The organism is Comamonas guangdongensis (assembly GCF_041079535.1).
Taxonomy (GTDB): Bacteria; Pseudomonadota; Gammaproteobacteria; order Burkholderiales; family Burkholderiaceae_C; genus Comamonas; species Comamonas guangdongensis.
Window position 1 is genome coordinate 78,684 of the sequence record NZ_JBFYGN010000008.1, and the last position, 24,490, is coordinate 103,173.

Consider the following 24,490-nt stretch of genomic DNA (forward strand, 5'->3'; position numbering starts at 1 on the left):
GCTCAGACAGTGATGGGCTTCTTTTCCACCGGCGCGGCAAAGCCCACGCACAGTCGGTTCCAGACATTGATGCAACCGATGGCGTAGCTGAGCTCTACCACCTCGCGCTCGCTGAAGTACGGTCTCAGGGCATCGAAGTCCTGCGGCCCGGGGTGGGCCTGGCTCAGCTGCGTGCAGCGCTCGGCCCAGTTCAAGGCAGCGCGCTCGCGCATCTCGAAGAAATCCACCTCGCGCCAGGTCACCACGCTGTTGATGCGCTGCAGATCCTCGCCGCGCGACAGCAGCTCACGCACATGCATGTCCACGCAGAAGGCGCAGCCGTTGATCTGCGAGACGCGCAGATAGACCAGCTCCAGCAGTTGCACGCCCAGGCTGGAACGCGCGATCTGGGCGTTGAGGCCGGCCTGCGCCTTGTAGAGCTCGGGAGCCAGCGCACGGAAGTCTAGGCGCGGCGTGGGGATGGCAATCGGATTGGCGATATCGGTCATGCGGATACTCCTTGAGTGATGCGAGCCCGCCCCAATGGCGCGCTCTCACCTCTCTAGACGGGCGGTCCGCCGCTTTTGTGACAAGAAACGAGAAAATAGTCCGAAAGCCGTGCGGCGACGCCGCCCGCGGGGCCTTTCAGACAGCGGAGCCATCCGGCAGCACCACGCCGGTCAGCTTGTCGGGATTGCGCAGCGTATAGATGCAACGCACCAGGCCATTCTCGACCAGCAAGGTCTGTACCGACTCCACTACCCCGTCCACGCAGCGCACCAGGCCCGGCAGGCCGTTCACTCGCACCAGGTGCAGCGTCTGCGCCTGGCCGTCGCGGCGCAGGCGCCGGGCCACGGCGAAGTACAGCAGCGCCAGCCGGCGGCCGGTTTCCAGCACGCGACCAAAGGAAGCCACCTTGCCGCCGCCGTCGCTGATCAGCGCGGCATCGGGAGCAAACAAGGCCTGGATCTGCGCCAGATTCCCGCCCTGCACGGCCTGGGCAAAGCGGCGCAGCAGCTCGGCATGGGCCTGGGCGGGCGCATCGAAGCGCGGCCGCCCGGCCTTCACATGGGCCCGCGCGCGATGCACGAGCTGGCGGCACGCGGCCTCGCTGCGGCCCAGCGCCTGGGCCAGCTCGTCATAGTCGGCATCAAAGACCTCGCGCAGCAAAAAGGCCGCGCGCTCCTCGGGAGTGAGCTGCTCGAGCACGAACAGCAACGCGGTGGAGACGTCGTGGGCACGCTCCAGCAAGTCCTCGGCCGAGGGCTCCGCCTCGGTCCAGGGCTGAATCAGGGGCTCGGGCAGCCAGAAGCCCGCGTAATGCTCGCGCTCCACACGCAGGCGCCGCAGCCTGTCAATGGCCAGCCGCGTGGCCGTGGTCACCAGCCAGGCCTCGGGCTGGGCCACGGCGGCGTGATCGATGCCCTGCCAGCGCAGCCAGACATCCTGCACCAGATCCTCGGCCTCGGCCCGCTGGCCCAGCATGCGATAGGCCAGCCCGAACAGACGCGGACGATGGCGCTCGAAATCCTGCAGTCCCGCATCGGCGGACGGAGCAGTGTGGGAAGTGGGGCTCACGTGATGTCTCCTGCAAATAGGCCAGGGGCCAGCCACCCAGTGTGACAGGCCCTAAGCCTTAGACGCAGAACGCGCAGCTTTTGTGACAACGCAGCCAAAACAGGCAGAGCCCAAGCCAGGGACGGCAAGCAAGGGCCGCCCCGCAGCGAGGCCGTCGTCCCCCTCGGGGGAAGCCGCGCAGCGGCTCAGGGGGATCAATACCCCACCGCGCACCCATCCTTGCGCGGATCGGAACCCGCAATGTAGTGTTCGCCGTTGCGCAGCACCAGCTGGGCGCCGCCAAAGGCGAACACGCCATGGCCGGCCTCGATGCTGACCTCATGGCCGCGTGCGCGCAGCTGCTCGACCACGGCAGCATCGAAGGACGGCTCAACGGCCACGCCCTTGCCGCCGGTCACGCGCCAGCGCGGCGCATCGGCCGCGGCCTGCGGGTTCTGGCCGTAGCGCAGCACTCGCAGGGCCATCTGCAGATGGCCCTGGCTCTGCATCGGGCCACCCATGACGCCGAACGCCATTTGGGGCGTGCCGTCGGCATGCATGGCAAAGGCCGGAATGATGGTGTGCGAGGGGCGCTTGCGCGGGCCGACCTGGTTGGCATGACCGGCCTCGGTGGTAAAGCCGTGGCCGCGGTTCTGCAGGCTGATGCCCGTGCCCGGCACAACCACGCCCGAGCCGAAGCCCATGTAGTTGGACTGGATGAAGGAGACCATCATGCCGCTGGCATCGGCCGCCGCCAGGTAGACCGTGCCGCCGGGCCGGGGCGCGCCGTAGTCGGGCAGGCTGGCCCTGTCGCGGTCGATGAGCTGGGCGCGTTCGCGCAGATAGCCGCGGTCCAGCAGCTGCGCGGGGGTGACGCGCATATGGTCCAGGTCGGCGTTGTACTGGTGCAGGTCGGCAAAGGCCAGCTTCATGGCCTCGATCTGCAGATGCACGCTGTCCACGCCGTCCAGCGGCTGCGATCCGATCGGATCGCCACCCGCACCCAGCTCGTCCAGCATGCCAAGCGCCATCAGCGCCGCAATGCCCTGGCCGTTGGGCGGAATCTCGTGGATCACCGAATCGCCGAACTTCTGCGATACCGTGCCCACCCAGTCGGCCTGGTGCGCGGCCAGGTCTTCCTCGCTCATCACTCCGCCGCAGGCCCGCGAATGCTCGGCCATCTTCCTGGCCAGCGCGCCGCGGTAGAAGGACTCGCCCATGGTCTCGGCAATCTCCTCCAGCGTGCGCGCATGGGCTTCGCTCCTGAACACCTCACCGGCCCGAGGAGCGCGGCCGCCGGGCAGAAAGCATTCGGCAAAGCCGGGCTGGTCGCCCAGCTTCTTGCCGCCCAGCTCCCACAGCGTGGCAATGGTGGGCGAAACCGCGAAACCGTTGCGCGCGTAGTCGATCGCCGGCTGGGCCAGCTGCGCGAAGGGCAGCTTGCCGAAGCGCTTGGACAGCGCCACCCAGGCCGATACGGCGCCGGGCACGGTCACGGCATTCCAGCCCTTTTCCGGAATGCCGCCCAGCTGGGCAAAGTACTCGGGCGTCCAGCCCGCGGGCGAGCGGCCCGAGGCGTTGAGGCCGTGCAGCTCCTTGCCGTCCCAGACGATGGCAAAGCCGTCGCTGCCTATGCCGCAGCCCGTGGGCTCGACCACCGTGAGCGTCATCGCCGCGGCCAGCGCCGCATCCACGGCATTGCCGCCGGCCAGCAGCATGGAGAGGCCGGCCTGAGCGGCCAGCGGCTGCGAAGTGCTGACCACGTTGCGCCCCAGCACCGGCGAGCGGTGCGAGGCATAGGGAAGCGTCCAGTCCTTGATGGTATCTGTCATGTTCATTCCAATGTGATCCGGTTGTCCCTGATGACCTTGGCCCAGCGTGCGCTGTCGGCCTGCACCATGGCGGCGAACTGGGTGGGCGTCTGCGCCTTGGCGGGCTCCACGCCCTGCTTGGCCAGGCTGGCGACCACCTCCGGGTTCTGCAGGGCCTGGTTGAAAGCCTGGTTGATCTTGCCGACCAGCTCGGGCTTCATGCCGGCCGGACCGTAGACGCCGAACCAGGTGACCGAGGAATAACCGGGCAGACCCGATTCGGCCACCGTGGGCAGATTCGGAGCCAGCGTGCTGCGCTTGTCGCCGGTGACGGCCAGGGCGCGCAGGCGGCCGCTGGCCACATGGGGCATGCCCGTCGGGATGGAGTCGAACAGCAAATGCACCTGGCCGGCCGCCAGATCGGTGATCGACTGCGCCGTGCCCTTGTAAGGCACATGGGTGAGCTGTATGCCGGCCTGCGCAGCAAAGGCAGCGGTGTTCAGGTGCACGATGGTGCCGTTGCCGCTGGTGGCGTAGTTGAGCTTGCCGGGGTTGGCCTTGGCATAGGCGATCAGCTCCTGCACGCTCTTGACCGGTAGCGAAGGCGTGATCAGCAGCACGCTGGCCGCGTCGGCCGTGTGGGCAATGGGACTGAAGTCCTTTTCCGCCTTGTAGGCCAGCCTGGGCATCAGATGCGGCGAAATCGCATGCGTGCTGCTGGTGGTGAACAGCAAGGTGTAGCCATCGGCCGCCGCCTTGGCGGCCTCGGCCGCGCCGATGGTGCCGCCGGCGCCCGGCCGGTTGTCGATGACCAGTTGCTGGCCCAGCTCCTGCGATACGCGCTGCGCGATCACGCGTGCCACCAGATCGGTTGCGCCGCTGGCCGGAAACGGCACGATCACCCGCACCGGTCGGCTGGGCCAGGTGGCTTCACCCTGCGCCCATGCCGGCAGAACCAGCAGGCCACCGGCCAGAACCGCGGCAGCCTGGACCCATTGGCGGCGCGAAGTTAAAACAGTAAACCGTGCCGGCATGGCAACTCCCGGTGAAGTAGGTATGGGCTGCCGCTGCCCGGCAACCATCGAACGGGCCATCTTAGAAAACCGAGGCATTTGCCGCCATCGGCAAATTTGCAAGCCATCATTGCCAAAACGGCAAACCGTGCACAATGGCGATTTGTTTTCACCGACTGCCATGCCCGAGTCCCGCCATTTGCTGCTGCAAGACACTGCGCTGCGCTACTTCCACGAAGTCGCGCAATGCGGCTCGCTGACCGAAGCCTCGGCGCGGCTGCATGTGGCGGCCTCGGCCATCAGCCGCCAGATTGCGGCGCTGGAGGCGCGGCTGGGCACGCCGCTGTTCGAGCGCCACCCGCGCGGCATGGTGCTCAATGCCGCGGGCGAGATCCTGGCCGACCACGCGCGCCGCGCGGGGCTGGACGCCGAACGCGCGCTGGACGAGATCCAGGCCTTGCAAGGCCTGCGCAGCGGCAAGGTACGGATTGCCAGCTCCGATGCCTTCGCCAGCGAATTCCTGCCGCGCCTGTGCGCGGCCTTCCAACGCGAGCACGCCGGCATCGTCTTCGAAGTGAACGTATTGCCCACGCCCGAAGTTTCCGATGCCGTGCGCACCGGCACGGCCGACATCGGCCTGTGCTTCAGCCGGGTGCCCGAGCCCGGCATTGCCGTCGCCTGCCGCGTGGCCGCGCCCGTGTTGGCGCTGGTGGCGCCCGGCCATGAGCTGGCCCAGGAGCGCAGCGTGGCGCTGGCCAGGCTGGTGCGCTACCCGCTGGCACTGACGCCGCCCAGCACGGCCGTGCGCCAGCTGCTGGACGCAGCCTGCAGCCGCCAGGGGCTGATGCTGGCGCCGGCCCTGGAGAGCAATCACGGCAAAACGCTGCTGAACTTTGCGGCCCAGGGCGCGGCGGTCGCCGTGGCCAGCGAAATCGCGGCACGCGACATGGTGGCCACAGGGGCTCTCGTGGCCGTGCCGCTCAGCGACCGCGGCATGGATCTGCGCGACATCGAGGTACAGACCCTGGCCGGCCGCACGCTGCCGCATGCGGCTCAGTCCTTTCTGAAGCTGCTGCAGCTGCGCCTGCCCGCCGCGTGGTGAACGAAGTTCAATGCGCCTTGCGGCGCAGCACTATCCATAGCGACAGCGCAATCAGTCCTCCGCCGATGGCATGCGCTGCGCTCAGCGGCTCGTCGAGCAAGGCCCAGCCCCAGAGCACGGCAAATACGGGCACGATGAAGGTCACGGTCAGCGCCTTGTGCGGACCTTCATCGGCAATCAGGCGGAAATAGAGCACATAGGCCAGGGCCGTGCTCAGCAGACCCAGCAGCACCACATTACCCCAGGCCAGCCAGGGCGCCTGCACGACCTGCGGCACCAACTTGGGCTCCAGCACCAGCGCCAACAGCAGCCCGGGAACCAGTACCAGCAGCGCCCCCAATTGGCTGATGAACACGGCAGCGCGCGTATCCACGGCCGACTTGGCGCCGGCCAGCTTCAAGGTCAAAAAGCTGGAGAACGCGTAGCAGACCGTGGCGGTAAAGCAGGCGGCCATGCCGCCCAGCACGGCAGGCGTCAGCTCCAGCGGACCGGCCTGCGCCAGCACCGCAACACCGCCTATGCCCAGCACCACGCCCGCGATGCGCGCTGCCGTGATGGCCTCGCCGAAGGCCAGCGTACCCACGATGACGGCCATCAGCGGCGTGGTGGCGTTGAAGATGGCGCTATAGCCCGAAGGCAGGACCTGGGCCGCCAGCGCGTACATGAGGAAAGGGATGCCGGAATTGATCACGCCCAGCAACAGCAAGGGCCACAGATAGCGGCCCAGGCGCGGCCTATAGCCCATGCAGCCCAGAACCACGGCCAGCCCCAGCGAGGAGAGCAGTCCGCGCCCCACGGCCGTGGGCACGGCCCCCAGCTGCGGCACGGCCACGCGCATGAACAAAAAACTGCCGCCCCACAGGGCGGCCAGGGAGATCAGTCGGATGAGGCTGGCAATGGACATTGCAACGATTGTGCCCAGACCCCGGCACCGGCTGCAATCAAAACTGCAGCACGGGCCCTTCAGTCGACCTGGGCCAACACCTCGTCCAGCGTGGCTCCGGCCTCCTCTGGAATCGGCTGGGTCGACACGGGCCGCTTGTAGATGCTGGCATCGGCGTGCAGCATGCCCAGGTCATAACGCTGGCCCGCCAGATAGTCGCTCACCGACTCCAGCACGATGGGACTGCGATGCAGATGGGCCGTGGCCTGGAGCTCATCCAGCGTCAGCCAGACGCTGCGCACGATGCCGTGGTCCAGATGGCGCTGTGCATGGTGCATGCCAAGATCGCCCGTAAAGGCAAAGCGCAGATAGGTGATGTCCGAGCCCGTGCGCGTGCGCACAAAGCGGTTCATGTAGATGCCGACCAGAGCCTTGGGCGTGAAGCTGTAGGCGGTCTCTTCCATGACCTCGCGCATGCAGGCATCGATGGGCGTTTCGGCGGGATCCAGGTGGCCGGCAGGCGTATTCAGACGCAATCCATCCGCCGTGTTTTCTTCCACCAGCAAAAAGCGGCCATCGCGCTCGATAATGGCCGAGACAGTCACATTGGGTTTCCAGCGATTTGGCATGAGCGGCATTATCCTTGCCTAGCCCTGCGAAAGTGTCAGATTAATCCCACCATATAGAGGGCTCCTCGGCCATATGTGGACAAGTGTTGCTGCTGTGCAGCATTTTTCACAATTTCCACCGCATAGCCTTGACGTTCCCAATAAGCCTGCGAACCCTGGACCGACACCAGGGCCGTGCGCCCTATGCCGCGCTGGCGCGCCTGCGCCTTGACCTGTTCCACCATGCGCCGCGCCAGCCCCCGGCCGGCCGCGGCCGGCGAGACCGCCATATCGTGCAGATAGAGCACGCTGGCATCGGCATAGTCCGCAAAATCGCCGTTGAACGGCGTGATCGCGCCGGGCCGCGACCAGTAGGCAGCCAGATAGGCGACCAGCTCCCCGCCCTGCACTGCGGCCCAGGAGCAATGGCCCGCCGTCTGCAGCCGGCGCACAAACACCTCGCGCGGCTCCGCGAAGCCCGCGCCATAGCACTGCTCCTGTATGCGCAGCACGGCATCCACATCCGCCGCACCCAAGGGGCGCAGCTCGATCTGCATCAACTCGAACATCAGATACTCTTAAATCAATAGCAACCTGCGCTTGCTTCACAAAAGCGATAGCCTGCTGTCAATGGAGGTCCAGCGCGACCAGCTTAGCAAACCGGCGAGTTCGCAGCGGACTTTGTCGCTATTGCGATGGTAATGATTCTCAATTGGAAAGATGTGCCGTCCCTGCCTACCATTGGCCCATCGCTTCAGGAGATTGCATGACCCGTTTGATCCAGACCCTGCGCCAGAACCGGCTTACGCTGGCCAAGACCGCCAGTTACTACTGCATTCACATCAGCGTCGCCGCCTGCGTGGCCTATGCGGTCACGGGAAACCTGTGGGCATCGCTGACGCTGAGCCTGCTGGAACCCACGATTCAGGCCGTCGCTTTTTTCTTTCACGAAAAGGCCTGGGAGCGCCGTCTGCAAAAGCGCGAGCCGCGGGCTGAGACAGGGGCTGTGACCGCATGAGGAATCAGGACGAATCCCGGGCCCATGGCTTCGCCCGCTGGCTGCTTGATTCGCTGGCATCCCTCGGAGATTGCGGCGGCCACCTTGCATGAGTTGTTGAAATTCTGTGCATAAGTTTTATGAAAAGAATTTGATAACTCTGTGCCCAGAAATGGATGGCCATGCAATTCCCATGCGTGATTTCAAATCTCCTCCGGAGCCAGAGAAAACCCGGCCTTAATCCGTGGATAGCTGATCTGCGGCTTGTTCAATATCCACGCGCTGAAAGCGTCACCCATGGGTTTGCGGCTATTTCACAAACCCCGCGTGCGGCAAACAATGGACGGAACTTCACTCTGTTTGCCAGGAGTTCCCATGCAGCTTGCCGACACGCAGCCTCAGGCCTTTGCCTCCCGCCAGGACGAACCATGGCTGCAAGCGCACTGGATGCCGTTTACCGGCAACCGCAACTTCAAAGCCAGGCCCCGCATCATTACCGCCGCGCAGGGTGCGTATTACACCGATGCCGATGGACGCAGGATTTTTGACGGACTCTCCGGCCTGTGGTGCACGGGTCTGGGCCATGGTCGGCGCGAGATTGCCGAGGCCATAGCCAGGGCCGCACTGCAGCTGGACTACGCGCCGGCCTTCCAGTTCGGCCATCCGGCCTCGTTCGAGCTGGCCAATCGCATCGTGGGTCTGATGCCGGAGGGGCTCTCGCATGTGTTCTTCACGGGCTCGGGCTCGGAAGCCGCGGATACCTCGCTGAAGATGGCGCGCGCCTACTGGCGCGCCAAGGGCCAGGGCACGAAGACGCGACTGATCGGCCGCGAGAAAGGCTATCACGGCGTGAACTTCGGCGGCATCTCGGTCGGCGGCATGGTCGGCAACCGCAAGGCCTTTGGCCAGGGGGTGGAGGCCGATCATATGCCCCATACCCAGCCGCCCATGGGCTCGTTCTGCAAAGGCCTGCCGCAGACCGATGGAAAGGCCATGGCCGACAAGCTGCTGGACCTGATTGCGCTGCACGATGCCAGCAATATCGCCGCCGTGATCGTCGAGCCCATGTCGGGCTCGGGGGGGGTGGTGATTCCGCCAGCCGGCTATCTGCAGCGCCTGCGCGAGATCTGCACCCAGCACGGCATTCTGCTGATCTTCGACGAAGTCATCACGGGCTTTGGCCGTCTAGGCGCCATGACGGCGGCCGAGGCCTTTGGCGTGACGCCCGACATTCTGAACATTGCCAAGCAGGTCACCAATGGCGCGCAGCCGCTGGGCGCCTGCGTGGTGACGCCCGAGATCTACAATAGTTTCATGGCCGCCGGCGGGCCCGAATACATGCTGGAGTTTGCCCATGGCTATACCTATTCGGCCCATCCCGTGGCCTGCGCAGCCGGCATTGCCGCGCTGGAGCTGCTGGAGAGGGAAGACGGCCCGGGCCGCGTCAAGGCCATGGCGACCTTCTTCGAGCAGGCCGTGCACAGCCTCAAGGGCCACAAGCATGTGCTCGACATCCGCAACATCGGCTTGGCCGCGGGGCTGAGCATAGACCCTCTTCCCGGCGAGCCCGCCAAACGCCCTTACGAGATCGCCATGAAGTGCTGGGATGCCGGTTTTTATGTGCGCTACGGCGGCGACACGATTCAGCTGGCACCGCCCTTCATCAGCGAAAAAGCCGAGATAGAACGCCTGATCAATGCGCTGAGCGATGCGCTGCAGGCCACGGATTGAGCTGCTGAAGCAAGCTGCAAGCGCTGATCCTGATCCATCAAGCGCTTGCCGCGGATTTTGCGGTAATTCAGGACAGCTGGGCCGCCAGGGCCTGGTACTCGGCCACCGGCACTTCCTCGGCACGGCGCTGCAGGTTGAACTCACCCGCAAAGCCTTTTTCGTCCAGCCATTTGCCCAGGGTGTTGCGCAGTATCTTGCGGCGCTGGCTGAAAGCCACCTGCACCATTTCTTCGAGCAGCTTGGGGTTGAGGACAGCCGGCGTCTCGCGCGGAACCATGCGCACCACGGCGCTGTCCACCTTGGGCGGCGGGTTGAAGCTCTCGGGCGGAACGAACAGCACATCCTCCATTGCATAGCGCCACTGCAGCATCACCGACAGGCGCCCGTAGGCGGCCGTAGCGGGCTCGGCCACCATGCGGTCTATCACCTCTTTTTGCAGCATGAAGTGCTGGTCTTCCACCACATCCACCTGTTCCAGCAGATGGAAAAGAATGGGGCTGGAAATGTTGTAGGGCAGGTTGCCCACCACGCGCAGCTTGGCCACGCCCAGTCGCGCAGCAAGCGCACGGAAGTCCACCTTGAGCACGTCGGACTCGACCACGTCCAAATCATCCCGCAGACGCAAGCGCGCGGCCAGATCGCGGTCCAGCTCGATCACCGTAAGCTTGCCCAGGCGCTCGACCAGAGGCTGGGACAGCGCCATGAGGCCCGGGCCGATCTCCACCATGGGCTGACCGGGCTGGGGAGCTATGGCCTGGACGATGTTGTCGATGATGGCGCCGTCGGTCAGAAAATTCTGCCCGAAGCGCTTGCGTGGAATATGTTTCATGAATGCGAAAGCGGCGCCTCGGCACCGCTTGTAAATGGGAAGGTGGCTGCCCGGTGCCCGATCATGACATTGCCGGGCGCGGCAAGCGGCCTGCATGGGCATAGGCCCAGGCAGGGCTCTTATTGCGGAGGCTCGCGATACTCGACAAAGGCCTTGCCGCGAAGTTCCTTGAGCCAGGTTTCATAGTCCTGCTCGGCCTTGCGTTCGCGCACGATGTTGCGCACCATGTCGCGCTGCTCGCGCGGGGTGAGCTTTTCCTGGCGGCGCTCTATGAGCTGGATCAGGTGCACGCCAAAGCGCGAGACCACGGGATCGCTGATTTCGCCGGGCTGCAGCGCATCGAGCACGCGCTCGAACTCGGGCACGAACTGGCCCGGCGAGGACCAGCCCAGATCGCCGCCATTGCGCGCGCTGCCGTCCTTGGAGAATTCCTCGGCCAACTGCTGGAAAGTGGCCTGACCGGCCTGAATGCGGCGCTTGTAATCCTGCAGCCGCTTGGCGGCCTCGGTTTCCGTCACACCACTGCCCACGGTGAGCAGAATATGACGCCCGTGGTTTTGCGTGATATAGGCCGGTGCGGCGCCGGCCTGGGTCTTTTCCAGCACCTTGAGCACGTGGAAACCTGCATCGGAGCGGAAGGGGCCGATGATGGAGCCGGTCGCGGCCGAGCCCACCTCTTTGACAAACAGTTCTGGATACTCGCTCATGGGACGCAAGCCCATGGCGCCGCCGCCCCGGCCGTTGGGCACGTCGGAGAACTGGCGCACCGCGGCGATGAAGTCCGCATTGTTGCGGGCCGCCTCGGCGGCCTGCTTGGCCTTGGCTTCGCGTTCGGCGACCACCGCCGGACTGGCGTTTTCCGGCACGATGATCAGGATATGGCCCAGATTGGCCATCGCGCCCGCCGCGGCCTCGCCGGGGCGCTTCTGTTCCTTGAGATAGCGGTCGATATCGGCCTCAGTGACCTTGACCTTGCCATCGACATCGCGCTCGCGCACGCGCTGCATCAGCATCTGGCTGCGGATTTCGGCGCGGAACTGGTCTTCCGAAATGCCATCGGCCTTGAGCCGTGCCAGCAGGCCGGCCTTGTCCGTATTGTTCTGGCGCGCCACATTGGCCATGGCTTGGTTGACGGTCAGGTCGTCGACGTTGATGCCGGAATCCCGGGCTTCCTGCAGTTGTACCTTCTCGACAATCAAGCGCTCCAGCACCTGGCGGGCCAGCTCGGCCTTGGGCGGCAGCTGACCGCCCTGCTCGGTCACGTTCTGGGTCACACGAGCCAAGCGTGCCAGCACTTCGTTATTGGTGATGGGCTCGGAATTGACCAGGGCCACGATGTAATCGGCCGAGCGCAGTCCGCTGGCTGCGGCGGAAGCGGTGGGCTGACGCCCCGAGGGCTGCGCGGTGGCATCCAGAGCACGCGAAATGGAAGAAGTGCTGCCACCCTTGGCCTTGTCCGGAGTTTTCAGACCCTGGGCCTGCGCACCCGCCATCAAGGCCAGGGTCACGGCGACGGCGCATGCACTCGATGTCTTGGAGAAAAAACGCATGAAAAATGCCTTGATTAATCGTAATTTGTGAAGCGGCTGGGCGGAGTCACCGCCTCACGCAAATATTGGTAGCGGGGTACATTCTGCTTGAGGCTGGAGGTGGGATCGGCACCGAAGCTCAGCCGCGAGAAGCCCACGAACTCCAGCTGGAACAACAGGCGCAGATTGGACTGGATGATCGAGCTTTGCAGACGCTCCAGCACCACGCGGCCAATCCAGCAGCAGCCGTCATATTCGAAACCAATCACGGTATCGACGAGCTGCCGATCCTTGATGCTGTAGTTCAGACGCCCCACCGCATACCAGCGGCCACCGCCCTGGCCACGGCCCGGACCGAGATCCTTACCCTTGTCACCCCAAAGATCGTTGATGGGCCATTGCCAACCCACGTCGACCAGCTTGCTGGCATCGGTACGAGCCACCGTGTCGTATTGGGTGCGATAGCCGATGTTGAACGTGCGATAGTTGCCGGGGCTGTAGCGGGCCGTTGCCGTGGTACGCACCGTACGGTTCAAATCCTGGTTGTACTGGGTCGTGGCTTCTGTGGACCATTTGTCGGTCCAGTTAACGGCAGCCCCTAGTAAGACATCGGAAAAACGGCTGGTAGCAGGCACTTCGCCCGGCAGCAGCACCTTCTGGTCCGAGAAACGCACGCGCTGGGCGATGGCCAGCTTGAGCTTTTCGGCTCCGGTGCTGGGATCGATGAAGCGCGAGGTCGCGCCCAGCGTCAGCAGATTGTTGTCGGCAATACGGTCCTGACCGCCGTAGTCATTCTCGGAAAAAATGCTGGCGAAATTGAAGTCATTGCGCGCCGTGTCGTACAGCGGCAGCATGCTCTGGTCGCGATAGGGTGTATAGGTGTAGAAGGCGCGCGGCTCGAAGGTCTGCAACAGATTTTTGCCAAACCAGGAGGTATCGCGCTCGAAGACTAGACCGCTGTCCAGGCTGAAGGTCGGTAGGGTGCGATTGGCGCTCTTGCTGCCATTGCTCATCAACTGATCGGTCTGATACATGGCCGAGTGCAGCATCAGCTTGGGCGTGATGAACGCGCCGGGCGACAAAAATGGCCGGCTCAGCTGCGCCTGCACATAGCTGCGCTGGCCATTGTTGCCCACCTGACCTGCCAGGGGACGGATCAGCTCAAAACGCGTGGTGTCGGCCACCGCCGTGAAGTCCAGCCCATGCGGCAGATCCAGCGGCGTATAGCGATACTGCAGCTGCGGCACGATGCTGTAGGGCGGCGCGATCGGCGATGCCGGATCCTGCAAGGTCTGGTAGCGCAGCATATTCAGACTAAGCACCCCGTCGCCCTTGGCCCAGCTCAGATTCACCGTGCTGGGCAGCAGGCGCTGACGCAGCGCCACGGGCGCCAGACGGAAATCACGCCAGTAGTCATCATCGCTGACGCGGTTCAGATTGAAGTTCAGTCCCAACCCACCAATGGGCGAATCGATGATGCTCCGGTGCTGCCAGGAGTAGCCCCAGCGTTCGCGATCGCGCAACTTATCGCTGGGCATATAGCTGGCATAGGCCTCGCCCGAATAACGGGGCTCCAGATAACGGAACTGCGTCCCCAGATTGACTCCACGCCTGGTCATGACGGTCGGCCACAGAGTCATGTCACGGTTGGGCGCGATATTCCAGTAATAGGGCTGCGTGTATTCAAAACCGCCCAGATTGTCCATGCCGAACATCGGCGGCAGCAAGCCCGACTTGCGCTTGTCCGACAGCGGAAAGCTCATGCGGGGCACGGGCAGCACGGTCACGCCCTTGAACTGCAGCTTGGCGTCCTCGGCCACACCCACCTCTTCGGCCATGTCCAGACGAATGGTCTTGGCCTTGAGCACCCAGCTCGGCTCCCAGCTGGCCTCGTCATCGCGCTGGCAGGTGGTGTAGGTGGCATCGTGGACCACGGCATGCTTCTTGTCGATGAAATCGACGCGCGACGAATCGCCATAAGCACCATTGGCCAGGAAGCGATAGTTAGCGTTGTCAAACTGCCCCACAAAGGCGTCGAGCTGCAGATCGAGCGTCGTGCCCTTGTACACATTGCCGGCCTGGTTGATATAGACCGAGCCCACGGCATGGACCTTGTCGTCGGGCACGGCGTAATCCAGCTTGTCGGCCCGGATCATGGTGTCGCCGCGGCGCAGCTCGGCCTCGCCATGGACCGAGGCCTTGATGTCCGGCTGACCGGACAGGTTGTCGCCCTTGATATAGATGGGCTGCTGGTCGCGCACTTCCTGCGGGTAGCTCTCCTGCAGCAGGGTGCTGGACTTGAGCTGTAGCCCGGGCAAGCTTTCATCCGCAGTCTTGACCGCCTGCTCGGCCGCAGCCTGAGACACAGCCTCCTGCGCCTGGGCATGCATGCCAGCCCCGGCCCAAGCCAGAGCCACGGCCCATGCCAGAGGGCGAATCGCCGGCCGGCCACTTCCCCCCCGCGCCGGACGGGAAGAGCTGACGGGGTGAGGTTCTCGCAGATGGGATGGAGATAGCACGGTGATCAAAAAGCGCGCGTGCGCAGGCAACGTCAACAAGGAAAACCGAGAGCCTAGCACCACTGTCCACGGATGCGGCGGCTTCGGTTTGTAAAATCCGATTATCCATGACCGCTTCTATCCCCCCCACAGTCGGCGTTGTCTGGGCAGATACTGCCCGCCATGCCGCTTTTGACGCCTGGCTGGCTCCGCTGGCCGGCCAGCACCAGCTGCTTCCCGCCACCCTGCGCCCCGCCTCGGCCGATGCCAGTTTCCGTCGCTATCTGCGCCTGGACCGCAGCGACGGCTCCAGCCTCATCGTCATGGACGCGCCGCCCGACAAGGAAGACTGCGTACCCTTTGCCAAGGTACAGGGCCTGATGGCGCAGGCCGGCCTGTGCGTGCCGCAAATCCTGGCCTGGGACAGGGCCAACGGCTTTATGCTGCTCAGCGACCTGGGCAGCCAGACCGTGATCGAAGCACTGCACCCCGAAAAGCCCCAGGATGCAGAGGCCTGGTACCGCTCTGCGGTAGAGGTTCTGCTGGACTGGCAACTGGCCTCCAAGGCCGGCAACGCGGGAGAACTCCCCGCGTACAACGAGGCCCTGCTGCGCCGCGAGCTGCAGCTGTTCCCCGACTGGTATATCGCCAAGCACCGCAACCTGGTGCTGGACGACAAGCAGCAGGCCGTGCTGACCAGGACCTTCGACCTGATCGTGGCCCACAACCTGCAGGCGCCCAGCGTCTACGTGCATCGCGACTTCATGATGCGCAACCTCATGCAGCCGGTCACGCCCGGAGCGCCGCTGGGCGTGCTGGACTTCCAGGATGCTGTCTACGGCCCCATCACCTACGACATCGCCAGCCTGATGCGTGACGCCTTCATCAGCTGGGAGGAGGACTTCGTCATCGACATCACCGTGCGCTACTGGGAAAAGGCCCGCAAGGCGGGCCTGGTGGGTGCCAAGAGCGCCAGCGGCTGGGGCGACGATTTCGGCGAGTTCTACCGCGGCGTGGAGTGGATGGGTCTGCAGCGCCACCTCAAGGTGGCCGGCATCTTCGCGCGCCTGACGCTGCGCGACGGCAAACCCAAATATCTGGCCGATACGCCGCGCTTCATCCACTACATCCGCTCCACCTGCAGCCGCTACCGCGAGCTGGCGCCCATGCTGCGCCTCGTCGACCAGATCGAAGGCATTCAAGCCCAGGTCGGCTACGCCTACGGAAGAATGTGAGCAACACCCCCTGAGCCGCTTTGCGGCGGGGCGGCCCTTGCTCGGTGTTTCTGGCTTGAGCCACGCCCCATTAAAGACTATTGCTATCTATTTCAAATGCCGCGCTATCACTGCCCCATTCCACTGCATATCGGCGCCGAGCTGGACCTGCCTGCAGGTGCTGCCCGCCATGTGCAAGTGCTGCGCCACCAGCCCGGCGACACCATCACCCTGTTCGAAGGCCAGACCGGCAACGGCTTTGCCGGCGGCGAGTTCCAGGCCACCATCACCCGCATGGGCCGCAGCGATGTGGGCGTGCGCGTCGACAGCCATAGCGCCGTGGAGCGCGAAGCGGCGTGTGCCGTGCATCTGGTGGTCGGCATGCCCGCCAACGAGCGCATGGACTGGCTGGTGGAAAAAGCCACCGAGCTGGGCGTGGCTAGCATCCAGCCCGTGATGGCCGCGCGCAGCGTGCTCAAGCTCAAGGGCGAGCGTGCTGACAAAAAAATCGAGCGCTGGCAGTCGATTGCCGTCTCGGCCTGCGAGCAATGCGGACGCAACCAGGTGCCCGTGATTCACGCGCCCCAGTCGCTGGCCGACTGGCTGCGCAGCCAGCAGGCGGCAGCGGCCGATGCGGCGCGTCTGGTGCTGTCGCTGCGCGAAGGCAATCAGCCGCTGCGTACCGCCGCCGGCGATGCCCAGGCAGTCTGGGTGTTGCATGGCCCCGAAGGGGGTCTGACCGCCCAGGAAGAAGACTGTGCCCTGGAGCAGGGCTGGAAACCTGCCAGCCTCGGCTCCCGCGTGCTGCGCGCTGAAACGGCATCTGTTGCCGCCCTGTCCCTGCTGGCCCTGGAGTAAATCAATGAGCAGCTGTCACCTCTCTCTGGCCAAGCCCGAGTTTTATCTGCAGAACTTTCGCGTGGAGGCCCCCGAGTCTCTGCCCGAGGCCGTGCTGACCCCCAGGCGCATGGGTCTCATCATCGTCAATGCAGCCGCCGAATCCTCTGCAACGCTTCTGGGGCGGGAGATTACCGCTTCCGAAGAAGGAGCAGCCCAGCCTCCCGTGGAGCGTGTGCTGGTGCCGGCCCAGTTCGGCCTGGTGCCGCACTGGGTCAAGTCCGCCTCGGACGGCCGGCTGCGCGCGCTCAAGCTGGTCAATGCCAAGATCGACAATCTGACCACGGGCACGGCGTTTCGCGATGCCTGGCTCAATGGCCAGCGCTGCATCATCCCCATGCAGTCCTTCCAGGTCGATGATCTGCGCCCCGGCAAGCCCCTGCCCACGCGCATCACCCGCGTGGACAACCAGCCCATGGGCGCGGCCGGCGTCTGGGCGCGCTGGGTTGGCGAGGATGGCGAAGTCATCATCAGCTATGCCCTCATCACCATCAATGCCAATGCCCATGCGCTGATGAACCGCTACGGCCATGCCGGCAACGACAAGGCCATGCCCGCCATCCTCAACGAAGGCGCATATGACGCCTGGCTCAATGCCAAGGTCAACAAGGCCAAGGAGTTTCTGCGCCCCTATCCCGCGGAAAAGCTGCGCGCCAACCCGGTGGAAAAAGGCCGCAAGCAACCTCCGCCGCTGTTCTGAGTGTCAGCGCGCCGGGAACTGCCGGCCCAGCCATTGCTGCAGGCAGGCGAACACCGGCGCCGCCAGTTCGGGGCTTTCATTGAAGATTTCGTGATAGGCCGTATCGAAGGCCTGGGCCTGCAGCACGGCCTGCGGCGCATGGTCGGCCAGCATCCGGCTGCCCGCCGGGTCCACCAGCTTGTCCTGGCCGCCCCATAGCAGCAGCGTGGGCACGCACCAGTTGCGCGCCTTGGCCTGCACACGCGGGCCCGCGTCGAGCATGTAGCGCGCCAGCCGCACGCTGATGTGGCCATGGTTGAGCACATCGGCGTCATAGGCCTTGGCCACGGCCGCGTCATGCGAGAGATCGCTGGAGCGCACGCCGTTGGGCACGCGCAGATTGGGCAGCAATCTGGGCAGGCTGCCCAGCAAGGCTTTCTGCAACCCCGACAGATACAGGGCCAGCGCCGGCGAGGACAGCACCAGTCCGTCCACATGCCGCAAACCCGCGGCCACAAAGTCGGCCGCCACCAGCCCCCCCAGGCTGTGCCCGAGCAAGACCAGAGGCTGCGATCTCGACTGGGCCGCATAGGTAGCGTCCAGCACGGTGGCCAGATCGTCCAGCAGTCTTGTATCGCTGCTCAAACCGCCGCGCGGACCGCCCGACAGGCCATGGCCGTAATGATCATAGGCCCGCACGGCAAAGCCCCAGGCATTGAGCCGGCGCGCCAGCATCTCGTAGCGCCCGCCATGCTCGCCCAGACCATGGACGATCAGCACCATGCCCCGGGCCCGGTATCCCGAGGGCACGGGCCAGTCGCGCACGCACAGCGACACGCCGTCCGGGGCGGCGAGGTGACTGATCTGCATTTCGGCCTGAGCGGCAGCATTCATAGGCGACTCCTGTTGCCGCCCGAGCATGCAGGCTAGGGGCCTGGTCCGTCAACCGGAGCTGGACGCCATTGACAACGCCGGCAGCGGTTTCATGCGGCCTCAGGCCGACTCTGCCTCGGCCTGTGCGCGCGCCATGGACGCAATCACCTCGGCCACCGAGGCCGTGAGCTTCTTCGCATAGGGCACATGGAGGAACTCGTTGGGGCCGTGGGCATTGCTCTTGGGGCCGAGCACGCCGCAGACCATCATCTGGGCCTTGGGGAAGCCCTTGCTGAGCATATTCATCAGCGGAATCGTGCCGCCCTGGCCGATATAGCCGCAGGACGCGCCGAAGTGGGCCTGGCTCGCGCCATTGAGCGCCTTCTCAAACCAGCTCTCCATGCCCGGCGCATTCCAGCCGCTGGAGCTCGACAGCCCCTCCCAGGTCACCTTGGCTTCGTAGGGTGCGTTGTCTTCCAACAGCGCCTTCATTTCCTGCACGCAGGCGGCCGCATCCACCAGCGGCGGCAGGCGCAGGCTGAGCTTGAAGGCCGTATAGGGCCGCAGCACATTGCCGGCGTTCTGCAGGCTGGGCATGCCGTCCACGCCGGTCACGCTGAGCGTGGGTTCCCAGGTGCGGCGCACCAGCGCCTCGACCGGGTCGGTCGTGGTCGGCAGCGAGACCCTGGCCGAGCCGCCGCAGTCGTAGTGCGCCCAGGGGAAGCGCGCATAGGCATCCTCGCCCAGAATGCCGGCCGTGGCGCGAATCTGCGCCAGACGATCGGCCGGTACCTCGCAGTGAAAGCTCTGGGGCAGCAGGCGGCCGCTCTTGCTGTCCTCGAGACGATCGAGCACCTGGCGCAGGATGCGGAACGACGAGGGCACCACGCCCGAGGCATCGCCCGAGTGCACGCCCTCGGTCAGTATCTGCACCTTGAGCGTGCCGCTGGCCATGCCGCGCAGGCTGGTGGTCAGCCACAGCTGGTCGTAGTTGCCGGCCCCGCTGTCGAGGCAGATCACCAGGCCCACATCGCCCAGACGCGATCGCAATGCGTCCACATAGGGCAGGAGGTCGGCCGAGCCGCTTTCCTCGCAGGTCTCGATAAGGCCCACGATGCGCGGATGGGCCACGTTCTGGCGCTTGAGCTCCTGAATCGCCGCCACGCTGGCATAGACCGCATAGCCGTCGTCGGCACCGCCGCGGCCATAGAGCTTGCCGTCCTCGTACTTGGGCGTCCAGGGTCCGAGATCACTGCGCCAGCCTTCGAACTCGGGCTGCTTGTCGAGGTGGCCGTACATCAGCACCGTGGGGCTGGTCGAGGCTTTCTCGGCCGTGCCGTCCACCTCGAAAAAGATCAGCGGCGTGCGGCCCGGCTGCTGGATCACCTCCAGCCTGAGCCCGGCCACTTTCTGCGCCTCCACCCAGGCCGCGGCATTGCGCAGCACGGTGGCGATATGGCCTTGCTGCTCCCAGTCGGGGGCAAACATGGGCGATTTGGCGGGGATGGTGATGTAGTGGGTCAGCTCGGGGACTATGCTGCTATCCCACTGCGCGCTGATGTGCTGCAGCGCGGCCTGCGGCTGCAGCGACTGTGCGGGAAGGCGTGCGTTCATGGTCGGCTCCTTGATGGCTGGGCAGCGGATCGGGCCGCCGCCATGCCCGCCATTTTGCGCCAAGGCCATTGGCTATGCCGCAAGCGCTGGCATGGAGCGCGGCGAACGATCAGCGCAGGGCGACGGCACCGCGCTCGAGCTGGAAGCGCGAGACCGCCTCCAGCAGACCCTGGGCCTGCTGCCGCAGGCCCTCGGCGGCGGCCGCGCTTTCTTCGACCAGGGCTGCGTTCTGCTGCGTGGCCTGGTCCATCTGGGTGATAGCCTCGCCCACCTGTGCCACGCCCGCGCTTTGCTCGCCGCTGGCGGCGCTGATCTCGCCCATGATGTCCGTCACGCGGCGGATGGCGCCGACGATTTCGGCCATGGTGCTGCCGGCCTGGTCGGCGAGAGCGCTGCCGCTTTCCACGCGCTCCACGCTGGCGCCGATCAGGTTCTTGATTTCCTTGGCGGCATCGGCGCTGCGCTGGGCCAGGGCCCGCACCTCGCTGGCCACCACGGCAAAGCCCCGGCCCTGCTCGCCGGCGCGCGCGGCCTCGACGGCCGCATTCAGCGCGAGGATATTGGTCTGGAAAGCGATGGAGTCGATGACGCCGATGATGTCCGCAATGCGGTGGCTGCTGTCGTTGATGCCCTGCATGGTCTCCACCACGCGCGCCACCACCGCACCGCCCTGCTGCGCCACCTGGGACGCGCTTTGCGCCAGCTGGTTGGCGGTCCGGGCGTTGTCGGCATTCTGGCGTACCGTGGCGTTGAGTTGCTCCATGCTGGCCGCGGTTTCCTCCAGCGCCGAAGCCTGGCTCTCCGTGCGCGCGGAGAGATCGGCATTGCCATGGGCGATCTCGCTGGACGCGTGGTGCATCTGCACCGATGCGCCCTGCACGCGCTGCACCAGTTCGCGCAGGGACTGGCGCATGCGTTGCAGCTCGGCCATCAGCCCCTCTGCGTTCTGCGGCCCGGCGCCATCGCTGAGATCCCCTTCGGCCACGCTGCGCAGGGCCTGGCGGGCCTCGGCGGGGTCTCCGCCCAGCTCGCGGCGCATGGTGCGCGCCATGACCCACAGCAGGGCCGCAGCGACCACCACGGCCAGCACGGCCAGGCCCGCGGCCCAGAGCTGCATGCGCCAGGCGGCCTGGCGCGTGGCTTCGTGCGAGGCCGCCGCGGCTTCGCGCGCGGCCTTCAGCTCATCGAGCAGGGCCGAACGCAGCTTGCGCCAAGCCAGGATTTCCTGGGACTTGAGCGCAGCGGCCGCCATGTCGCGGTCCTGCTTGGCCAGCGCCACCACCTTGTCCTGCGCATCGGACTGAGCCTGGCGCAAGCCCTGCATGCCGCTGACCGCGGCCTCCATGGCCGTGCCCTGCACCCGCCGGCGCACATTGTCATAGGCGGCGTCGAAGGCCTGCCGGGATTTGTGCAGGTTCTCCACGGCCTGCTGGTCCGCCGGGTCGAGCACGATGTTGCGCACCGCCTGGCCCGATTGCAGGCCCTGCGCATACAGCTCCTGCAGCTGGGTGACTACGGCCTGGTTGTTGTTCAGGTAGTCGTTGAAATCGGACTGGGTGCGCGTGAGGCCCCACTGGCTGCTGAGCAAGGCCAGCACGAACAAGACTGCAGGCACGGCCGTGCAAAGAATCAGACGAGAGCTAAAGCGCATGGGAGGGCAAGAAGCGGCATGCAGCAGGGCACGCGCCTTTGATACAGATCAAACAAGAGGGAGTGATTGATTATGTATCAATCACTTACAAATTTGTAGACTGTGCCGAGGAAGCCACGCGGCGGGCTGCGCCATTGAGCCTCTGTTTTCATAGCTGCTTGCGCTGTCAATTCCTGGACTTTGACGAAATCTCAACGCAAAGACAATGCAAATCTTGCGCTGACAGCTACTCTTTTAGAAGCATTTCTCAGGCGTGCTCAAAGTGGAACACCGCCGTCGTCGCCAGCAGATTGGGCAGGGAGCGCACCACCTTTCCGTCCTGCAGGCCGAAGGAGTCCAGAATGCGCAGCCGGTTCTTGGTCGCCAGCACCTCGAAATCCTTGTAGGTGCCAACGCGGATATTGGGCGTGTCATACCACTGGTAGGGCAGGCGGCGCGTGACCGGCATGCGCCCGCGCAACACGGACAGGCGGTTGTGCCAGTGCGCGAAATTGGGGAAGGCGACGATGCCGGCGCGGCCGATGCGCGCGGTCTCGCGCAGCATCACCTCGGCATTGCGCAGATGCTGCAGGGTGTCTATCTGCAGCACCACGTCGAAGCTGTTGTCGCCGAAGATGGCCAGACCGTCTTCCAGATTGAGCTGCAGCACGTTGACGCCACGGCGCGTGCAGGCCAGCACATTGGCGTCGTCCAGCTCCACGCCATAGCCGGTACAGCCGCGTTCGCGGATCAGGTGCGCCAGCAGCGCGCCGTCGCCGCAGCCCAGATCCAGCACGCGCGTGCCCTCGGGCACCAGTTGGGCAATGGCTTTCATGGTGGTCAGCTCGGTCATGCGGCTTCCTTCTCTGCAGTCAATTCTTCGGCAATGCCATCAAAATAGGAGCGCATCACGCCCATATAGCGGGGGTCTTCGAGCAAAAACGCATCGTGACCATGGGGCGCATCGATCTCGGCGTAGCTCACGTCGCGGTTGTTCTCCAGCAGCGACTTGACGATCTCGCGACTGCGCGCCGGCGCAAAGCGCCAGTCCGTCGTAAAGCTGACCAGCAGAAACTTGGCCTGGGCCCCGGCCAGTGCCTGGGTCAGATCACCGCCATGCATGCGGGCCGGGTCGAAGTAGTCTAGCGCGCGCGTGATCAGCAGATAGGTGTTGGCATCGAAGTAGCTGCTGAACTTCTCGCCCTGATAACGCAGATAGCTCTCGATCTGGAACTCCACCTCCTGCGTGCTGTACTTGAGATCCAGGCCGTCGCGCAGCTGGCGGCCGAACTTCTGGTTCATCACATCATCGGAGAGATAGGTGATGTGGCCGACCATGCGCGCGATGCGCAGGCCGCGCGCGGGCACCACGCCATGCTCGTAGAAATGGCCGCCGTTGAAGTCCGGATCAGTCACGATGGCACGGCGCGCCACTTCGTTGAAGGCAATGTTTTCGGCGTTCAGATTGGGGGCGCTGGCCACCACCACGGCATGGCCCATGCGCTGCGGATAACGCAGCGACCAGGACAGGGCCTGCATGCCGCCCAGGCTGCCGCCCAGCACGGCGGCAAGCTTGTGAATGCCCAGCCTATCGAGCAGCCGCGCCTGCGCATCCACCCAGTCTTCCACCGTCACCACGGGGAAATCCGCGCCATAGGGCTTGCCCGTAGCAGAGTTGGTGTGCATGGGGCCGGTAGAGCCGAAGCACGAGCCCAGATTGTTGATGCCGATGACGAAGAACTTGTTGGTATCCACGGGCTTGCCGGGACCGATCATGTTGTCCCACCAGCCCTCGCTTTTGGGCTGGCCCTCGTAACAGCCAGCCACATGGTGGGAGGCATTGAGCGCATGACAGACCACGATGGCATTGCTCTTGTCGGCATTGAGCTGGCCATAGGTCTCGAAGGCAAGGTCGTAATCGGCGATGGAGCCACCGCCCTGCAAGGGCAGCGCTTCATCGAAATGCATGGATTGCGGTGTGGCGATGAAGGACATACGAAAAAACCCGGCATCGCTAAAAACGAGGCCGGGTTCTCTGGTTTCGTCTTTAGCTGGATTTATAAAGCGCCCGCAAGCAGAAGCAAATCGGCGCGTTGAAAAGTGCAGTGTACTGCATCCACTGCGCGCGACCTCCAGCCACGGCAGTGAAGCAATCATGCCCTGAAAGCTCAGACCTTGGTCAGCAATGCCGCGATGCCCAGCACCAGGAAAACAAGTGCGCACACGCGGTGGATGGTCTTGATGGGCAGCTTCTGTGTGATCTTCTCGCCGAACCACACCACGGGAGCATTGGCCAGCATCATGCCCAGCGTGGTGCCGGCCACCACCCAGTAATACGACAGGGGATACTTGGCCGCCAGACCCACGGTGGCCAGCTGCGTCTTGTCGCCCATCTCGGCCAGGAAGAACAGCACCAGCGTCGTGCCGAGCACGCCCCAGCGGCCGGCATCGGCGCCGGCCTCGTCCTCATTGAGCTTGTCGGGAATCAGCATCCAGCCGGCCATGAGGATGAAGGAGATGCCCAGAATCCAGCGCAGCACATCCGGCCCCAGCACCGTGGTGATCCAGTTGCCCACCGCACCCGCGAGCGCGTGGTTGACCAGCGTGGCCGCAAAAATGCCGGCCACGATGGGCCAGGGCTTGCGGAACTTGGCCGCCAGGACCAGGGACAGGAGCTGGGTTTTGTCCCCCATCTCGGCCAGCGCGACGATGGAGGTGGAAATGAAAAAAGATTCCATGATGCAGGGAGAGGCCGGAGTTGCCAGAACGCATTGACCACGCACCGCTCCGGCCTATCTGTTCATAGGTTTGCTCGGTACGCAGTCAATGGTCTCGACCGGTCGTCCCGCGGTATTGCACCGCTGGCCGCATACGCCATAGATCGCGAGGATCCAAGTCTGTTGACGCATGCATCCGGCAGCTGGCTGCCGAACGGTCTACTCCCCAAAGACAGTAGGCCGCCATTCTAGCATTTAACCCCAGTAAGACAAAAGGATATTTGGATATTCCAAATGCTGCATTTCAGGGTAACTCCCATCCTGGCCAT

The 24,490-nt window shown here is 64.8% G+C and carries 22 protein-coding genes; 6 read left to right on the forward strand and 16 right to left on the reverse strand.

The features are described from left to right. Positions 1 to 2: 2 nt before the first annotated feature. The 4 genes from AB6724_RS09150 to AB6724_RS09165 form a co-directional block, all read right to left on the reverse strand. Complete coding sequence (locus AB6724_RS09150; RefSeq protein WP_369338208.1) at positions 3 to 488, reverse strand: carboxymuconolactone decarboxylase family protein; 486 nt, start codon at positions 486 to 488, stop codon at positions 3 to 5. Positions 489 to 624: 136 nt separating this feature from the next. Beyond that, a complete protein-coding gene (sigJ, locus tag AB6724_RS09155) occupies positions 625 to 1,557 on the reverse strand; it encodes an RNA polymerase sigma factor SigJ (RefSeq protein ID WP_369338209.1) in 933 nt (310 codons plus the stop codon). Positions 1,558 to 1,751: 194 nt separating this feature from the next. Next, entirely contained in the window at positions 1,752 to 3,368 is a 1,617-nt protein-coding gene (locus AB6724_RS09160; protein WP_369338210.1) for a gamma-glutamyltransferase family protein, read from the reverse strand. 2 nt (positions 3,369 to 3,370) lie between these two features. After that, positions 3,371 to 4,381, reverse strand: a complete 1,011-nt coding sequence (locus AB6724_RS09165) for a Bug family tripartite tricarboxylate transporter substrate binding protein (RefSeq protein WP_369338211.1) — start codon at positions 4,379 to 4,381, stop codon at positions 3,371 to 3,373. A gap of 160 nt (positions 4,382 to 4,541) precedes the next feature. Between AB6724_RS09165 and AB6724_RS09170 the strand changes: the two genes are divergently transcribed. Continuing rightward, complete coding sequence (locus AB6724_RS09170; RefSeq protein WP_369338212.1) at positions 4,542 to 5,462, forward strand: LysR family transcriptional regulator; 921 nt, start codon at positions 4,542 to 4,544, stop codon at positions 5,460 to 5,462. A gap of 7 nt (positions 5,463 to 5,469) precedes the next feature. On the opposite strand, the gene AB6724_RS09175 is transcribed toward AB6724_RS09170, so the two are convergent. From AB6724_RS09175 to AB6724_RS09185, 3 genes are read right to left on the reverse strand one after another with little or no spacing between them, the layout of a single operon-like run. Next, positions 5,470 to 6,366, reverse strand: coding sequence for a DMT family transporter (locus tag AB6724_RS09175; protein ID WP_369338213.1), 897 nt, complete (start codon positions 6,364 to 6,366; stop codon positions 5,470 to 5,472). Positions 6,367 to 6,425: 59 nt separating this feature from the next. Further along, on the reverse strand, positions 6,426 to 6,983 hold the full coding sequence (locus AB6724_RS09180; RefSeq protein WP_369338214.1) for an NUDIX hydrolase: 558 nt from the start codon (positions 6,981 to 6,983) through the stop codon (positions 6,426 to 6,428). Positions 6,984 to 7,009: 26 nt separating this feature from the next. Continuing rightward, positions 7,010 to 7,522 carry a GNAT family N-acetyltransferase gene (locus AB6724_RS09185; RefSeq protein ID WP_369338215.1) on the reverse strand — a complete coding sequence of 171 codons (513 nt, stop codon included), beginning with the start codon at positions 7,520 to 7,522 and terminating at the stop codon, positions 7,010 to 7,012. 197 nt (positions 7,523 to 7,719) lie between these two features. On the opposite strand from AB6724_RS09185, the gene AB6724_RS09190 reads away from it, so the two are divergent. Together AB6724_RS09190 and aptA are read left to right on the forward strand one after the other, a co-directional pair. After that, positions 7,720 to 7,971: a DUF2061 domain-containing protein gene (locus AB6724_RS09190; protein WP_369338216.1), complete on the forward strand. Its 252-nt coding sequence runs from the start codon at positions 7,720 to 7,722 to the stop codon at positions 7,969 to 7,971. 354 nt (positions 7,972 to 8,325) lie between these two features. Continuing rightward, entirely contained in the window at positions 8,326 to 9,681 is a 1,356-nt protein-coding gene (gene aptA, locus AB6724_RS09195) for an omega-aminotransferase AptA (protein WP_369338217.1), read from the forward strand. Between the two features lie 67 nt (positions 9,682 to 9,748). Here the strand turns inward: aptA and rsmA are convergent, their stop codons facing one another. The 3 genes from rsmA to AB6724_RS09210 all read right to left on the reverse strand — a co-directional run bounded on the left by rsmA (position 9,749) and on the right by AB6724_RS09210 (position 14,429). Further along, complete coding sequence (gene rsmA, locus AB6724_RS09200) at positions 9,749 to 10,510, reverse strand: 16S rRNA (adenine(1518)-N(6)/adenine(1519)-N(6))-dimethyltransferase RsmA (protein ID WP_369338218.1); 762 nt, start codon at positions 10,508 to 10,510, stop codon at positions 9,749 to 9,751. 119 nt (positions 10,511 to 10,629) lie between these two features. Next, on the reverse strand, positions 10,630 to 12,060 hold the full coding sequence (locus AB6724_RS09205; RefSeq protein ID WP_369338219.1) for a peptidylprolyl isomerase: 1,431 nt from the start codon (positions 12,058 to 12,060) through the stop codon (positions 10,630 to 10,632). Between the two features lie 14 nt (positions 12,061 to 12,074). Continuing rightward, entirely contained in the window at positions 12,075 to 14,429 is a 2,355-nt protein-coding gene (locus tag AB6724_RS09210; protein ID WP_369338325.1) for an LPS-assembly protein LptD, read from the reverse strand. Positions 14,430 to 14,665: 236 nt separating this feature from the next. Between AB6724_RS09210 and AB6724_RS09215 the strand changes: the two genes are divergently transcribed. From AB6724_RS09215 to AB6724_RS09225, 3 genes are all read left to right on the forward strand, one after another. Then, positions 14,666 to 15,772, forward strand: a complete 1,107-nt coding sequence (locus AB6724_RS09215; protein ID WP_369338220.1) for an aminoglycoside phosphotransferase family protein — start codon at positions 14,666 to 14,668, stop codon at positions 15,770 to 15,772. A gap of 96 nt (positions 15,773 to 15,868) precedes the next feature. Next, positions 15,869 to 16,609, forward strand: coding sequence for a 16S rRNA (uracil(1498)-N(3))-methyltransferase (locus AB6724_RS09220; protein ID WP_369338221.1), 741 nt, complete (start codon positions 15,869 to 15,871; stop codon positions 16,607 to 16,609). Positions 16,610 to 16,613: 4 nt separating this feature from the next. Continuing rightward, positions 16,614 to 17,348, forward strand: coding sequence for an SOS response-associated peptidase (locus AB6724_RS09225; RefSeq protein ID WP_369338222.1), 735 nt, complete (start codon positions 16,614 to 16,616; stop codon positions 17,346 to 17,348). A gap of 3 nt (positions 17,349 to 17,351) precedes the next feature. Here the strand turns inward: AB6724_RS09225 and AB6724_RS09230 are convergent, their stop codons facing one another. The 6 genes from AB6724_RS09230 to AB6724_RS09255 all read right to left on the reverse strand — a co-directional run bounded on the left by AB6724_RS09230 (position 17,352) and on the right by AB6724_RS09255 (position 24,182). Continuing rightward, positions 17,352 to 18,221 carry an alpha/beta hydrolase gene (locus tag AB6724_RS09230; protein WP_369338223.1) on the reverse strand — a complete coding sequence of 290 codons (870 nt, stop codon included), beginning with the start codon at positions 18,219 to 18,221 and terminating at the stop codon, positions 17,352 to 17,354. Positions 18,222 to 18,320: 99 nt separating this feature from the next. Next, positions 18,321 to 19,814, reverse strand: a complete 1,494-nt coding sequence (locus AB6724_RS09235; RefSeq protein WP_369338224.1) for a M20 family metallopeptidase — start codon at positions 19,812 to 19,814, stop codon at positions 18,321 to 18,323. Between the two features lie 109 nt (positions 19,815 to 19,923). Next, complete coding sequence (locus tag AB6724_RS09240; protein ID WP_439329844.1) at positions 19,924 to 21,465, reverse strand: methyl-accepting chemotaxis protein; 1,542 nt, start codon at positions 21,463 to 21,465, stop codon at positions 19,924 to 19,926. A gap of 247 nt (positions 21,466 to 21,712) precedes the next feature. Beyond that, positions 21,713 to 22,297, reverse strand: coding sequence for a methionine biosynthesis protein MetW (gene metW / locus AB6724_RS09245; RefSeq protein WP_369338226.1), 585 nt, complete (start codon positions 22,295 to 22,297; stop codon positions 21,713 to 21,715). After that, positions 22,294 to 23,439 carry a homoserine O-succinyltransferase MetX gene (metX, locus tag AB6724_RS09250; protein WP_369338227.1) on the reverse strand — a complete coding sequence of 382 codons (1,146 nt, stop codon included), beginning with the start codon at positions 23,437 to 23,439 and terminating at the stop codon, positions 22,294 to 22,296. Before metX ends, metW begins: the two co-directional genes overlap by 4 nt. Positions 23,440 to 23,612: 173 nt before the next feature. Beyond that, positions 23,613 to 24,182, reverse strand: coding sequence for a TMEM165/GDT1 family protein (locus tag AB6724_RS09255; protein ID WP_369338228.1), 570 nt, complete (start codon positions 24,180 to 24,182; stop codon positions 23,613 to 23,615). Positions 24,183 to 24,490: the final 308 nt, after the last annotated feature.

Coding starts and splice junctions, on each gene's coding strand:
- AB6724_RS09150 (WP_369338208.1), bottom strand. CDS start 488: ATGACCGATATCGCCAATCCGATTGCCATCCCCACGCCGCGCCTAGAC.
- AB6724_RS09160 (WP_369338210.1), bottom strand. CDS start 3,368: ATGACAGATACCATCAAGGACTGGACGCTTCCCTATGCCTCGCACCGC.
- AB6724_RS09165 (WP_369338211.1), bottom strand. CDS start 4,381: ATGCCGGCACGGTTTACTGTTTTAACTTCGCGCCGCCAATGGGTCCAG.
- AB6724_RS09170 (WP_369338212.1), top strand. CDS start 4,542: ATGCCCGAGTCCCGCCATTTGCTGCTGCAAGACACTGCGCTGCGCTAC.
- AB6724_RS09175 (WP_369338213.1), bottom strand. CDS start 6,366: ATGTCCATTGCCAGCCTCATCCGACTGATCTCCCTGGCCGCCCTGTGG.
- AB6724_RS09180 (WP_369338214.1), bottom strand. CDS start 6,983: ATGCCGCTCATGCCAAATCGCTGGAAACCCAATGTGACTGTCTCGGCC.
- AB6724_RS09185 (WP_369338215.1), bottom strand. CDS start 7,522: ATGTTCGAGTTGATGCAGATCGAGCTGCGCCCCTTGGGTGCGGCGGAT.
- AB6724_RS09190 (WP_369338216.1), top strand. CDS start 7,720: ATGACCCGTTTGATCCAGACCCTGCGCCAGAACCGGCTTACGCTGGCC.
- aptA (WP_369338217.1), top strand. CDS start 8,326: ATGCAGCTTGCCGACACGCAGCCTCAGGCCTTTGCCTCCCGCCAGGAC.
- rsmA (WP_369338218.1), bottom strand. CDS start 10,510: ATGAAACATATTCCACGCAAGCGCTTCGGGCAGAATTTTCTGACCGAC.
- AB6724_RS09205 (WP_369338219.1), bottom strand. CDS start 12,060: ATGCGTTTTTTCTCCAAGACATCGAGTGCATGCGCCGTCGCCGTGACC.
- AB6724_RS09210 (WP_369338325.1), bottom strand. CDS start 14,429: ATGCATGCCCAGGCGCAGGAGGCTGTGTCTCAGGCTGCGGCCGAGCAG.
- AB6724_RS09215 (WP_369338220.1), top strand. CDS start 14,666: ATGACCGCTTCTATCCCCCCCACAGTCGGCGTTGTCTGGGCAGATACT.
- AB6724_RS09220 (WP_369338221.1), top strand. CDS start 15,869: ATGCCGCGCTATCACTGCCCCATTCCACTGCATATCGGCGCCGAGCTG.
- AB6724_RS09225 (WP_369338222.1), top strand. CDS start 16,614: ATGAGCAGCTGTCACCTCTCTCTGGCCAAGCCCGAGTTTTATCTGCAG.
- AB6724_RS09230 (WP_369338223.1), bottom strand. CDS start 18,221: ATGAATGCTGCCGCTCAGGCCGAAATGCAGATCAGTCACCTCGCCGCC.
- AB6724_RS09235 (WP_369338224.1), bottom strand. CDS start 19,814: ATGAACGCACGCCTTCCCGCACAGTCGCTGCAGCCGCAGGCCGCGCTG.
- AB6724_RS09240 (WP_439329844.1), bottom strand. CDS start 21,465: ATGCGCTTTAGCTCTCGTCTGATTCTTTGCACGGCCGTGCCTGCAGTC.
- metW (WP_369338226.1), bottom strand. CDS start 22,297: ATGACCGAGCTGACCACCATGAAAGCCATTGCCCAACTGGTGCCCGAG.
- metX (WP_369338227.1), bottom strand. CDS start 23,439: ATGTCCTTCATCGCCACACCGCAATCCATGCATTTCGATGAAGCGCTG.
- AB6724_RS09255 (WP_369338228.1), bottom strand. CDS start 24,182: ATGGAATCTTTTTTCATTTCCACCTCCATCGTCGCGCTGGCCGAGATG.